We start from the raw sequence: 13849 nt of genomic DNA, 5'->3' as shown, positions 1-13849 counted from the left end.
CATATATGGCCAAAAGCAAAAAATATTATGTGGTGTGGAACGGAAAAACCAAAGGCGTTTTTAACAGTTGGAATGATTGTAAAAAACAAATTGATGGTTTTCAAGGTGCACAATACAAATCTTTTACTTCTAAAGAAGAAGCTGAAATTGCTTTTACCAAAACCTACGAAGAATACAAAGGTAAAGACACTAAAAAACCTATTGTAGACAAAGAATTGTTAGCCAAAACAGGAAATCCTAATTTGATTTCTATAAGTGTAGATGCTGCTTGTAGTGGAAATCCTGGATTGATGGAATACCGAGGAGTAAACACCAAAACCAAACAACAATTGTTTATACAAGGTCCATTTAAAGAAGGAACCAACAACATAGGAGAGTTTTTAGCTTTGGTACATGGATTGGCTTATTTGCAAAAAATAAATCAACCTACTTTACCTATTTATTCTGACTCTAGAACTGCCATTGCTTGGGTAAAAGCAAAACAATGCAGGACTAAAATTATGCCTACAGCTAATAATAAAAAAATGTTTGATTTGATTAAGCGTGGTGAAAAATGGTTGCAAGAAAACACCTTTAAAAACCCCATACTAAAGTGGGAAACCAAAGTTTGGGGTGAAATACCTGCAGATTTTGGACGAAAGTAAAATTGTTAGCATTACTTGAATAGTATCAAGAGAATCTTTTTTATTTGTAGATATTCTATCATTATATAATTTGTTCTCTACTACGCTCTAATCCAAAAGGTATGTCGAACGGAATCGAGATAGTGATTTTATAAATTACAACACACCTTAATTCAACATACACTTAAACAACTATAAATAAAGGTCATCGAGCGGAGTCGAGATGATATTTCTTTAAATTCACAAAATTTGTTTTCGACTCCGCTAGAACATCTACTCCATTAACCCCAACTCTTTTCTTAAATGCAAATCGGCATTGCTATTTTTTTCCCAATACGCTACATTTAAAGTTTTCTTTAACGTTGCTTTGGTGGTTAATTTCTTTTGTTTTGCTCCCCACCCACTTTGGTAAGTATCTGTCCATCCTAAAATTTTATACGGAAAAGCATTCTCAAAAGTAATGGTTAAAGTTCTATTTAAAGACACATACTTTAATTGATAATCTGTTGTGTTTTTTCCTTTAGTTATTGTTGCCTCTGCCTGATAAGGTTTTACATTGTTGTGAGAAAATCTTAAATACACAAAACTTGGCAATGCTTTAAATTTTCCTTTAGGTAAATTCTCTGGAGTTAATCTAATTTTAGACCAAAGATCATCTTCTAGAACTACCTCTTTATCTATTTTTTTACCTCTAAAAGATGCTCCCTGAAAATAAGAAAAATTATGTATTTCAAACTCATCATCATTTACCAACTCAACATATTCGTGCCCACACCATTCTTGGGTTGATGAGCTTATTTTTAACGAAGCTGTAGGTTCATCAATAGGTAAAAAGCTACTTGTCATTACAGAATAAGGATATATTCCTGTATTGAATTTTTTAGTTGCATTTAACTTTAATACACTAATATTGGCCGCACTCTTTTCATCTGCCTTGGTATTGTACTTTTTAGAAAATGGTTCTGTTACAAAAATATGTACTGCATGTCCTTTTCTTAACTCTCCATATCTTTCTTGCTCCAAATCATAACTTGTAATTTCTGCTTTGCCAGCATACCAATACTCTTTAAATTGTTGATTGACATTTGTTTTATAAGTCTTTTGTTGAGCATAACTTGTAGCTAACATTGATAAAAATAAATACGTAATCGTTTTCATAAGTGTGTTTTTTAGTAGGTCGATACAAATTAACATGGGTTACACCACTAATTTAGTTATTTTTGTGCCAGAATAATTGAGTATGAGAGCGTTTGATTTTTTAGCTATAACACCCCAAAACTTTGAAGAAAAAGCACTAGTTGTCTTTCAATACCAAGCAAAACACTGTAAGGTTTACAAAGATTTTATTGCTCTTTTAAACATAAAACCCTCTAAAATAAAATCTATTTCTGCCATTCCTTTTTTACCTATACAATTTTTTAAAAGTCATCAAATTATTTCTGGTAGCGAATCTATACAAGAAACTTTTTTTAGCAGTGGAACCACGGGAACAAGCCAAAGCAAACATTTTGTCACCAATGTTTCTGCATATGAAAAAAGCTATTTAAGTACGTTTCAACAATTTTACGGAGATATTACAGAATATACCGTTTTAGCCTTATTACCCTCTTATTTAGAACGTAAAGGATCTTCTTTAATCTACATGGTAGAAGATCTCATCAACAAGTCTGAAAACCCAAATAGCGGATTTTATTTACACAACCATCAAGAACTATTTAACAAATTACAAGAACAAGAAGAACAACAGAAAAAAACATTGTTAATAGGTGTTTCTTTTGCTTTGCTAGATTTTATAGAAAAACACCCCTGTAACCTAAAACACACTATTGTAATGGAAACAGGTGGTATGAAAGGAAAGCGTAAAGAAATGATTCGTGAAGAATTGCATGCAGCACTAAAAAAGGGTTTTGGGGTTGCTACTATTCACTCAGAATACGGAATGACAGAATTGTTAAGTCAAGCCTATTTTAACGATTTACAAAGATTCAATTGTCCTCCTTGGATGAAAATTTTAATTCGTGATACCGAAGATGCTTTATCGTTATTACCTAACGAAAAAAGCGGAGGAATTAATGTTATTGATTTGGCCAACTACAATTCTTGCTCTTTTATTGCCACTCAAGATTTAGGAAAAGTTTATACTGATGAATCTTTTGATGTTTTAGGTAGATTTGACAATTCCGATATTAGAGGTTGTAATTTATTGATACAGTAACCTTGTAATCTACAACCTTTTCTTTCGACTACATATTGATAACGGTAATCCACTATTATGAAACAAATTGTCTTATTTCTTATTTTATTCGCCACTTCTATTTCTTTTGCTCAAAAAAAAGATTACAATCTTAAAAAAGGATATGTTGCCGAAGGTTACGATGTAGTTTCTTATTTTGAAAACATAGCAGAAGAAGGTAAAAAAGAATTTACCACCACTTACAATGGAGCAAAATTTAAGTTTGTAAGTAAAAAGCACCTAGAAACTTTTAAAAAGAATCCTAAAAAATACGTTCCACAATACGGAGGTTGGTGCGCTTATGCTATTGGAGCGAATAATACCAAATACGACATTAACCCTAAAACTTTTGAAATTAGAGATGGTAAACTCTACTTATTTTACAACTCATGGGGAGTAAACACCTTAAAAAAGTGGAAAGATGAAAACCCAAAAGAACTTAAAGAAAAAGCCGATTCTTATTGGAAGAATCTTAAATAAGTTTAATTATTTTAAGAAAGCTACTCATTAAATATTAGCTAAATTGTATATTTTTAGCAAACTCTAAAAATTAACATATCTACAATGAAAGCTTTTTATCTATTTTTCCTATTCATATCTAGCTACATCTACAGCCAGCATAGTTTTATCTATCATCTAAAAAACACAGATGATATCTCTTTTACAAATAACTTATCTGTAAACATAACAAACACCAACAAAAAACAAGTTTTTTCCATTCAAAGCAAAGAAGAAAAAAACAAAATTAAATACAGTCAAGTTGTTTTTACTGCCCCAAAAAAAGGTTGGGAAAACTTAAAAAATGCTCAATTTGTAAATGGTACTATTCACAACAAAGGAGACAAAGAAGTAAAGGTTGTTTTTTATGTAAAAGCAAACAGAGGTTGGGATGCTGTTTCTGATGAAGCTACCATCAAACCAAACGAATCTAAAACCTTAGAATGTAATTTACTAGACATGTTTCCAGATGGAGAAACTCCTAAAATAGACAGAAATCATATTTCTCTACTAAAACTTATTATTGTAAAAGCTCCTAGCAATTTAAACATTACACTAAGCCATTTAACTTACAAAGGAGTTCAGAAAAAAGCAATCATGCCTAAAGGAAGACTGGAAGTGCCAGACATGATTCTCAAAAAACCTACAGCAGGACTAAGAGTAAAATACAAGCTAGACAATAACTCAGAATTATATTCTGCTCTTTTTCTACCAAAAAAATGGACACCTAAAAAAAAGCTTCCCATAATTGTGGAGTTTCCAGGAAACGAATTTTATACAAACAATTGCTACTCTTCTGGAAGCCCAGAAGATTGCACTATTGGTTATGGTATGAGTAAAGGAAATGCCATATGGGTAAGTTTACCTTTTGTGAATTACAAAACAGGAAAAACAGCCCCTAGCGGATGGGGAAATCCTGAAGACACTGTAGACTATACCCTTAAAGTTGTAAATTATATTATTAAAAAATTTAACGGAGACCCTAACAATGTTTTTTTAACAGGGTTTTCTAGAGGAGCCATTGCTTGTGGCTTTATTGGTTTAAGAAATAAATCCATTGCAAACACTTGGAAAGGAATTCACATGTGCCAACATTACGATGGTGACGGATGGGGAGGTAGTAAATTAAATGATGCTATTCTGCGTTTGCAAAACTTAAATGGAACAAAAACATTCCACACAGACAATCTTAAAAAAAATAAAGAGTTGCAAAAAATGTTAGCAGATCAAAATGTAAATGTAACTTCGGCAGAATCTGGTTTAAACGCACATGCATGTGCCATGTTTTTAGACAACAGACCTTCTACCTTAAAATTAAGAAAATGGTATCAAGACCTACTTGAAGAAGAAAAATAGCAGCTCACCTTCCCACAGAGGTAAATAAATCAAAAAAGCCTTTTACAAAATTTGTGAAAGGCTTTTTTAATATTACGAAAATTGGTTTTAAACAAAACTTACCAAGTAGTAATTCTTTTTACCTCTTTGTAACAATACATATTTTCCTGCAATTAAATCTGCAGCAGTAATTTTATAATCTTCTTTTATTTTTTCTTTATTTACAGAAATTGCATTCTCTTTTAACGCACGTCTCGCATCAGAATTTGTTTTTAAGAAGTTAGTTTTTGCAGCCAATGCTCCAATCATATCCAATCCTTCTGTTAACTCATCTTTGCTTAATTCTGCTTGTGGTACTCCATCAAAAACATCTAAAAACGTTTGCTCGTCTAAAGATTTTAAATCGTCTGCAGTAGATTTCCCAAACAAAATAGAAGATGCTTTTACAGCGTTATCTAAATCTTCTTGAGAATGTACCATTACGGTAACTTCTTCTGCCAATCTTTTTTGCAACAAACGCAAATGTGGAGCTTCTTTATGTTCTGCAATTAATGTTTCTATTTCTTCTTTGGTTAAAAAAGTAAACTTTTTAATAAAGTTTTCAGAATCTTCATCCGATGAGTTTAACCAATATTGGTAAAACTTATAAGCCGATGTTCTGTTTTTGTCCAACCAAATATTTCCTCCTTCAGATTTTCCAAACTTGGTTCCATCTGCTTTGGTAATTAACGGACAAGTCATAGCATATGCTTTTCCTTGCGCTTTACGTCTTACCAATTCTGTACCTGTGGTAATATTCCCCCATTGGTCAGAACCTCCCATTTGTAACTTACAATTTTTGTTTTCGTACAAATGTAAAAAGTCATATCCTTGAAATAACTGATACGTAAACTCCGTAAAACTCATTCCATCTGCACCATCTTCACCTGTAATACGTTTTTTTACAGATTCCTTAGCCATCATGTAGTTCACCGTTAAGTGTTTTCCAATATCACGAACAAAATCAATCAAAGAAAATTCTTTCATCCAATCGTAGTTGTTCACCAACTCCGCTGCGTTTTCTGCATCCGAATTAAAATCTAAAAAACGCTCTAACTGACCTTTTACCCCAGCCACATTTTTAGCCAACGCTTCTTCATCTAACAAATTACGCTCTGCCGATTTTCCCGATGGATCACCAATCATACCAGTAGCCCCTCCAATTAAAGCAATCGGTTTGTGACCTGCTTTTTGGAAATGCATCAACACAATAATTGGAATTAAACTCCCTATATGCAAAGAATCTGCCGTAGGATCAAAACCAATATATCCTGCAGTTACTTCTTCTGCCAATTGTTCTTCAGTTCCGGGCATAATGTCGTGCATCATCCCTCTCCACTTTAATTCCTCTACAAAATTGTAAGCCATTTTTAAAAATTTTGAGCAAAGATACTTTTTCAAGTAGCAATTAGCAAGGTGCAATTAACAATTTACAAAATCCAGTTTTTAGGGCATTTCACTGAAACAAGTTCAGGGTCGGGCTGTCATTACTCGCTTTTTGTTTTGTTTATAGAATTCAGGAGTTAAGGAGTAGAGTAGTTAAGTATTTTCAGAAGCTCCTTAACTTCTTAACTACTCATATTCTTAAATTCTATAAACAAAACAAAAGAGCTCAAACAGAGAGCCTATCTTGAGGAATTCGAAAGACTCCATCCCTAATGCAAAATGAAAGAGACATTTTTAACTCCTTTAAATTCTTCACTACTTAACTCCCCATAAATCCTTAAATTTACAATGTGAATCAAGACCTAAAACTTAAAGTAACCGTTCTGCCTACAACTCCTGGAGTATACCAATACTTTAACAAGGAGGGAACTATTATTTATGTAGGAAAAGCCATCAATTTAAAAAAGCGAGTTAGCAGCTACTTTTCTAAAAAACACGACGATGCCAAAACCCGAATTTTAGTTTCTAAAATTGCAGACATCAAGCACATTGTGGTCGCTACAGAAACCGATGCTTTGCTTTTAGAAAACAACTTGATAAAAAAATACAAACCCAAATACAATGTGTTGTTAAAAGACGACAAAACGTATCCGTGGATTTGTATTAAAAAAGAACGTTTTCCAAGAATTTTTGTTACCCGAAGAATGATTCGTGACGGATCGGAATACTTTGGCCCTTATACCAATGTAAAAACGGCCTATGCTTTGTTAGATTTAATCAAAGAACTCTATCAAATTCGCAGTTGTATGTTCGATTTAAGTGTAGAAAACATCAACACTGGAAAGTTTAAAGTTTGTTTAGACTATCACATCAAAAAGTGTAAAGGTCCTTGCGAAGGCTTGCAAACCGAGACCGCATACATGAACCAAATAAAAGCCATTAGAAACATTATTAAAGGAAACTTTAAAGATTCTATGATTGCTTTTGAAAACATGATGCACGATTTTGCTAGTAAAATGGAATTTGAAGAAGCTCAAAAAATTAAAGAAAAAATGGTCTTGCTTTCTAACTATCAAGCAAAATCTACCATTGTAAATCCTACCATTAACAATGTAGATGTTTTTTCTATTTTGTCTGATGAGGCTGCAGCTTATGTCAACTTTTTTAAAATATCTAACGGTTCCATTATTCAATCTCACACCATAGAAATTAAAAAGAAATTAGAAGAAAGCGATAAAGAATTACTAGAACTTTCTATTGTAGAATTAAGAGAAAGATTCAATTCCATTAGTCCAGAAATTTTGGTTCCTTTTAAAGTTAACGTGGGAGAAAACATAAAAGTAACCGTTCCCAAACAAGGAGATAAATTACGCGTGGTAGAACTTTCTTTACGAAACGCAAAATATTACAGACAAGAACAATTTAAACAAGTACAAATTGTAGACCCGGAGAGGCACACCAAACGAATTATGGCTCAAATGAAAACCGATTTGCGTTTGAGTGTAGAACCAAGACATATAGAATGTTTTGACAACTCCAACATACAAGGAACCAATCCTGTAGCGGCTTGTGTGGTTTTTAAAGACGGAAAACCTAGCAAAAAAGATTACAGACACTTTAACATTAAAACGGTAGAAGGCCCCGATGATTTTGCATCAATGGAAGAAGCTGTTTACAGACGTTATAAAAGATTGTTAGATGAAGACCAACCTTTGCCTCAACTCATTTTAATTGATGGAGGAAAAGGGCAATTGTCATCGGCCTTAAAAAGTTTAGATCTTTTAGGCTTACGAAATAAAATTGCCATTATTGGTATTGCCAAAAGGTTAGAGGAGTTGTTTTTTCCAGACGACCCTATTCCTTTGTATTTAGATAAAAAATCGGAAACGCTAAAAATCTTACAACAATTAAGAAACGAAGCACACAGATTTGGAATTACACATCACAGAAACAGACGTAGCAACACCTCTCTAAATTCTGAATTGGAAACCATTCCTGGTATAGGGCAGCAAAGTGTAGAAGCTTTATTGCAATATTTTAAATCTGTAAAAAGAATAAAATCAGCAACCATTGAACAATTAACCAGTGTTATAGGCAATTCTAGAGCTCAAAAATTACATAATTTTTACCATAAAAAGGAGTAACTTTATAACGTCATGACAAAGAAAATTGCAATCCTTTTTATTTTATTACACCAAGTTGTTTTTTGTCAACAAAAAGAAAACGACACTTTAAACATTCCACAAAAAGTAGGATTGGTTTTAAGTGGTGGTGGTGCCAAAGGATTTGCTCATATTGGAGTTTTAAAAGCTATTGAAGAGGCTGGCTTACAAATAGATTATATTGGAGGAACTAGCATGGGAGCTGCCGTGGGGGCTTTATACGCATCTGGCTACACAGCTCACCAGGTAGATTCTATTATTATGGCTATTGATTTTGAAAAAATGTTAACCGATAAGATTGACAGAAAATACAATTCTTTTTTTGACAAAAAAAACAACGAAAAATATTTACTTACACTCCCCATAAAAGGATTCAAACTAGGTTTACCCATTGCACTTTCTAAAGGACAATGCACCTACAATACGTTAAGCGAACTTTTTCATCATGTAGATCATATTACAGATTTTTCTAAACTTCCTATTCCTTTTTACTGTATTGCAACCAATATAGAAACAGGAAAACAAGTAGAACTTAACACTGGTTCCTTAGCCTTAGCTGTTAGGTCTAGTGCTTCTTTGCCCACTTTACTAACCCCTAGTCAAATTGATTCTATTACCGTAATTGATGGAGGAATTTCTAACAATTTTCCTACCGATCAAATGAAAAACAAAGGAGTAAATTACATTATTGGTGTAGACGTACAAGGAAGGTTAAAAAAACAGCAAAAATTAGATTCTGCGCTAAAAGTACTAGATCAAATCATCAACTTTCAATTGTATGGAGATGAATACGCAGGATTAAAAAAAGTAGATCTTTATTTACACCCTGATGTTGCTGATTTTAGCATTGTAGACTTTAACAGAAAAAGACAAATTATTGATGCTGGTTACAAAGCAGCCAAAGCACAAATAAATCAATTAAAAGCCATTGCTAAAAAACAAAACAAAGAATACAAGTTACCTACTAAAATAAATCCAAACTTAGCAGAATATAGTATTAATAGCTACAACATTTCTGGAGTTAAAAACTATACTAGAAGGTATATTAGAGGAAAGTTAGACTTTAAAAAAAATCAAAAAATAAGTTTGCAAAAATTTAATCAAAACATAAATTATGCAACCACATCTAACAACTTTAAAAACATTTTATACTCTTTTAGCGAAAAAGATTCTATTGTAGATTTAGACATTAAATTGGTAGAAAACCCCGAATCTCGCTTTCTAAAACTAGGAGCCCACTACGACCCTTTATACCACTTATCTGGTTTAATAAATTACACCCATAAACACCTTTTATTACGAAACGATATTCTTTCTATAGATCTAGCCTTTGGAGATAATACAAGATATGATGTAAATTATTTTATAGACAACGGACATTTTTTAGGTTACGGAATTTATACCCGATTTAACCAATTTGAAACCACCATTAAAAGCAACAATTTTATTGGTGTAAATCAAATCAACTTTGAATACGAAGATTTTACCAATTACATTTACACTCAAGGTAATTTTGAAAACATGTATGCAATTTCTATTGGAGCAGAACATAAATACATAAGATCTTTTACCAACAATTTTGCTTCTGTAAAAGATGACAATCGTACCTTTTTTGACGATAGCCACTACTTTAACTTATTAGCTAAAATTGAAGCAGATACTTATGACAAAAAAAGCTTTCCAAATAAAGGAATTTTAATAAACACAACTTGGAGAACCTTTTTAGCATCTTCAGATTTTGGAAACAATTTTAGTCCTTTTTCTCAACTACGTGTATTAATGGAAGGTAGATGGACCCTTTCCGATAGATTGTCTTTTTTTGCACAAGGTGATGGTGCAATTAGTATATCCGCAAAACAATTAGACAACTTTAACTATTCTTTAGGAGGTTATGGTAACAACTTTATTAACAATTTTGTTCCGTTTTACGGATACAGTTTTTCAGAACTAGAAGGGAACTCCTTTTTAAAAACTACGGGTTCTTTACGCTATAGATTTTACAAAAAAAACTATGTTGACTTTGTAGCCAACTACGCATTAATTACCGATGATGTGCTAGAGTTTCTAGAACACAAACCCTTTTTTACCAATGCCAATACAGGATATGCTATTGGCTTAAGTTCCGACACCTTTTTAGGTCCTTTTGACATTAGATACACTTGGTCTCCAGAAAATAAATTCAACGCTATCTATTTTAGTGCTGGTTTTTGGTTTTAAAAACAATTTTATAAAACAAAAAAAGCCCAATTAGATTAACTAATTGGGCTTTATTGATATGATTTTACTTTTTAAAAGAAAACTTATATTGCAAATACATATAAGCATCTCTTGGTACTATTTTTATCCATTTTTTGTGCTCTTTAAACCATGTTCTCTGCTGAGAACATAATTTTCTTCTTAAGTAAGCAGCTACAAAAGGATGTACATGTAAAAAGATTTTTTCGTTACGCTTTTTTGTTGATAAGATTTTTCTTAGTTCGAAATCTATCTTACTAACAAGCACTATGGGTGCTTCTACTTCTCCGTTTTTATTCGGATTAGGTTCTCGTGTTTTGATATTCGTTTCTGGACGAACACGTTGACGAGTAATTTGCACTAAACCAAACTTACTTGGAGGTAAAATTTTGTGTTTGGTTCTATCGGTAGCCATTTCATTTTTAAGATGTTCATACAGCTTTTGTCTATTTTCATTGGTATTCATATCAATAAAATCGACAACTATAATTCCACCCATATCTCTTAATCGCAATTGGCGTGCAATTTCCGTTGCTGCAATTAAGTTTACTTCAAGCGCAGTGTCTTGTTGTGTATTGGCTTTGTTAGATCTGTTTCCGCTATTGACATCAATAACATGCAATGCTTCGGTATGTTCTATTACCAAATAAGCACCTTTACTCATTGACACGGTTTCTCCAAATGCAGATTTAATCTGCCTTTCAATTCCGTATTTTTCAAATATTGGAGTGTTACCGTCATAATTTTTAACAATATTCACTTTTCCAGGATCTATCTCTTCAATGTAATCTCTTATTTCTGTTGCTAACTGTTCGTCGTCAACAACAATATCTGTAAAAGAATCATTTAAAACATCTCTTAAAATAGAAGATGCTCTGTTTAACTCGCTTAAAACTTTAGTAGGTGTGTTTGTATTGGGAATACGTTCACACATGTCTACCCATCGTTGTAATGAGTTTTGTAAATCTTTATCTAATTCTGCAACTTTTTTTCCCTGTGCAACTGTGCGCAGAATTAGTCCAAACCCTTTAGGCTTGATGCTTTTTGCCAATTTCTTAAGTCTTTCTTTTTCTTTTGGATCTTCAATCTTTTGAGAAACAGAAACTCTGTTAGAAAACGGCACTAATACTAAATACCTACCTGCTATGGACAACTCAGAACTAATTCGTGGTCCTTTGGTAGATATAGGTTCTTTCACAATTTGAACGAGAATATTTTGCTTTGGTTTTAACACCTTGTCAATTGTACCTCCTTTGTCAATATCTTTTTCAAATTGAAATTTGCTTAACGTAAAATCTTTGTAATTACCTGTACTTACTTTCTTTAAAAAACTATTTAGAGAATTTACTTGAGCTCCTAAATCATGATAGTGTAAAAAGCCATCTTTTTCGTAACCTACGTTTACAAAAGTAGCATTTAGTCCTTTTAACACCTTCCCTGCTTTGGCTAAAAATATATCACCTACCGATATTTTATTATCGTTAGATTCATTATTTAACTCAATTAATCTACCATCTCTAAGTAATGCAAAATCAATATCAGAAGAATTTGAACGAATTATTAATTCTAATTTCATCCTGATTTGTTTTAAATGTTACACTAGGCAACATGATTAAAAATAAGTATATTGATAATTAAGACTATTGTCTTAAATGTCAATGAACGTGTTATGGTTTTTACGAAACCATAAAAAACAAGAAAAAGTAAGTTATAAAAACTTACTTTTTCTTATGTCTGTTAGCTCTTGATCTTTTTTTACGTTTGTGCGTAGAGATCTTAGCTCTTTTTCTTTTTTTACCGCTTGGCATAATGTATAATTTTAAAGTCTCCTTTTGGAGATAGTTAATAATCTATTTTTGTAGTAAATTACTTTACTTCTACTTTTGCTTTAACTCCTTCAGTAAACGTTTTAGCAGGTTTAAATGCTGGTATGTTATGTGCTGGAATTTTAATTGTTGTATTCTTAGAAATGTTTCTTCCTGTTTTTTCAGCTCTTGTTTTGATTACAAAACTTCCAAATCCTCTTAAGTAAACATTGTCACCGTTTTCTAAAGCATTTTTCACTTCATCCATAAACGCCTCAACAGTTGCTAAAACATCAGCTTTTTCAATTCCTGATTTATCTGCAATTGTCGTTACTAAATCCGCTTTCGTCATTTCTTATTACTTTTTAATATTATTCTAGAAAAAAATTGAGGATGCAAAGATAGGATAATTAATTAATTCTAAAAAGATTAACCATCAAATTTTAATGGAAGTTTTCTGTAAGTTTGCATTCCTAAGCACAAATATATGGAATTTTATAAAATACTGGAAACGTGGTATTTAAATAACAAACGAGAACTACCTTGGAGAAAATCATCAAACCCTTACTTTATTTGGCTCTCAGAAATTATTTTACAACAAACAAGAATTCAACAAGGAACAGCTTATTACAATACGTTTACAAAACACTATCCTACCGTAAAAGATTTGGCAAATGCCAATGAAGATGATGTTTTAAAAGACTGGCAAGGCTTAGGTTATTACTCTAGAGCTAGAAACTTACATTTTTCTGCAAAATACATTTGTAATGAACTTGATGGAAAATTCCCTACAACTTATAAAGAAATCATCAAGCTAAAAGGTGTAGGAGATTATACTGCATCTGCCATTGCATCTATTTGTTTTAACGAAAAAACAGCAGTGGTTGATGGAAATGTTTATAGAGTACTGTCTCGTTACTTTAATATTGATATCCCCATCAATTCCTCTAAAGGAATTAAATATTTTAAAGAACTAGCACAAGAATTAATCAAAAATGCAAACCCTAAAGAATACAACCAAGCTATTATGGATTTTGGCTCTATGGTGTGCAAACCTCAAAATCCAATTTGCACAGAATGTCCTTTAGCCAATGCTTGTTTAGCCAAAGCAAAAGACAAGATTAACACGTTACCTGTGAAAGAAAAAAAGATAAAAATTAAAAACCGATATTTAAATTTTATTGTTTTTGATGATGGGTCGCAAACCATACTTGAAAAAAGAACGGGTAATGGAATTTGGAAAAACTTATATCAATTTCCTTTAGTTGAGTTTGATAAAATTGTAAACCAAAAAGAACTCGCAAATCATGAAACATTAAACAAGCAAAATTTTTCTTCCATTAGGCTTTTTAATCCACAACCATGGATACACAAGCTATCTCATCAGCATTTATTTACTCAATTCTGGATTGTAGAAATCAATAACATAGACCCAAACCACCGTGTTAACTGGAAAGATATTGATAATTTTGCAGTTCCTAAACTGATACACAATTTTTTAGATAGCTACAAAACCAAATAAATTTTCATTAT

Annotated in this window: 11 protein-coding genes; 7 read left to right on the top strand and 4 right to left on the bottom strand. The window is 32.1% G+C overall.

Translation table 11 applies throughout. The features are described from left to right. Positions 1 to 5: 5 nt before the first annotated feature. The gene (locus ACY2IJ_RS10265) at positions 6 to 644 is read left to right on the top strand and encodes a ribonuclease H1 domain-containing protein (protein ID WP_476724274.1); all 639 of its coding nucleotides are present in this window, start codon (positions 6 to 8) and stop codon (positions 642 to 644) included. Positions 645 to 896: 252 nt separating this feature from the next. On the opposite strand, the gene ACY2IJ_RS10260 is transcribed toward ACY2IJ_RS10265, so the two are convergent. Beyond that, complete coding sequence (locus ACY2IJ_RS10260) at positions 897 to 1781, bottom strand: septum formation inhibitor Maf (RefSeq protein WP_476724273.1); 885 nt, start codon at positions 1779 to 1781, stop codon at positions 897 to 899. An 82-nt stretch (positions 1782 to 1863) separates the two neighbouring features. On the opposite strand from ACY2IJ_RS10260, the gene ACY2IJ_RS10255 reads away from it, so the two are divergent. From ACY2IJ_RS10255 to ACY2IJ_RS10245, 3 genes are all read left to right on the top strand, one after another. Next, complete coding sequence (locus tag ACY2IJ_RS10255; protein ID WP_476724272.1) at positions 1864 to 2838, top strand: long-chain-fatty-acid--protein ligase; 975 nt, start codon at positions 1864 to 1866, stop codon at positions 2836 to 2838. Between the two features lie 57 nt (positions 2839 to 2895). Next, positions 2896 to 3336, top strand: coding sequence for a YHS domain-containing (seleno)protein (locus ACY2IJ_RS10250; protein ID WP_476724271.1), 441 nt, complete (start codon positions 2896 to 2898; stop codon positions 3334 to 3336). Positions 3337 to 3420: 84 nt separating this feature from the next. Beyond that, a complete protein-coding gene (locus ACY2IJ_RS10245; RefSeq protein ID WP_476724270.1) occupies positions 3421 to 4710 on the top strand; it encodes a hypothetical protein in 1290 nt (429 codons plus the stop codon). An 87-nt stretch (positions 4711 to 4797) separates the two neighbouring features. Here ACY2IJ_RS10245 and tyrS read toward each other — a convergent pair whose 3' ends face one another. Further along, positions 4798 to 6096, bottom strand: coding sequence for a tyrosine--tRNA ligase (gene tyrS / locus ACY2IJ_RS10240; RefSeq protein WP_476724269.1), 1299 nt, complete (start codon positions 6094 to 6096; stop codon positions 4798 to 4800). Between the two features lie 368 nt (positions 6097 to 6464). Between tyrS and uvrC the strand changes: the two genes are divergently transcribed. Continuing rightward, on the top strand, positions 6465 to 8258 hold the full coding sequence (gene uvrC, locus ACY2IJ_RS10235; protein ID WP_476724268.1) for an excinuclease ABC subunit UvrC: 1794 nt from the start codon (positions 6465 to 6467) through the stop codon (positions 8256 to 8258). A gap of 12 nt (positions 8259 to 8270) precedes the next feature. Beyond that, a complete protein-coding gene (locus ACY2IJ_RS10230; protein ID WP_476724267.1) occupies positions 8271 to 10493 on the top strand; it encodes a patatin-like phospholipase family protein in 2223 nt (740 codons plus the stop codon). Between the two features lie 64 nt (positions 10494 to 10557). Here ACY2IJ_RS10230 and ACY2IJ_RS10225 read toward each other — a convergent pair whose 3' ends face one another. Next, complete coding sequence (locus ACY2IJ_RS10225; protein ID WP_476724266.1) at positions 10558 to 12087, bottom strand: Rne/Rng family ribonuclease; 1530 nt, start codon at positions 12085 to 12087, stop codon at positions 10558 to 10560. A 290-nt stretch (positions 12088 to 12377) separates the two neighbouring features. Next, a complete protein-coding gene (locus tag ACY2IJ_RS10220; RefSeq protein WP_010136136.1) occupies positions 12378 to 12668 on the bottom strand; it encodes an HU family DNA-binding protein in 291 nt (96 codons plus the stop codon). Between the two features lie 135 nt (positions 12669 to 12803). On the opposite strand from ACY2IJ_RS10220, the gene mutY reads away from it, so the two are divergent. Further along, positions 12804 to 13838 carry an A/G-specific adenine glycosylase gene (mutY, locus tag ACY2IJ_RS10215; RefSeq protein ID WP_476724265.1) on the top strand — a complete coding sequence of 345 codons (1035 nt, stop codon included), beginning with the start codon at positions 12804 to 12806 and terminating at the stop codon, positions 13836 to 13838. Positions 13839 to 13849 lie beyond the last annotated feature (11 nt).

The sequence above is a fragment of the Wenyingzhuangia gracilariae genome (assembly GCF_056387575.1).
Note: the sequence above shows the minus strand (reverse complement) of the source record. Positions and strands in the feature narration are given on the sequence as shown.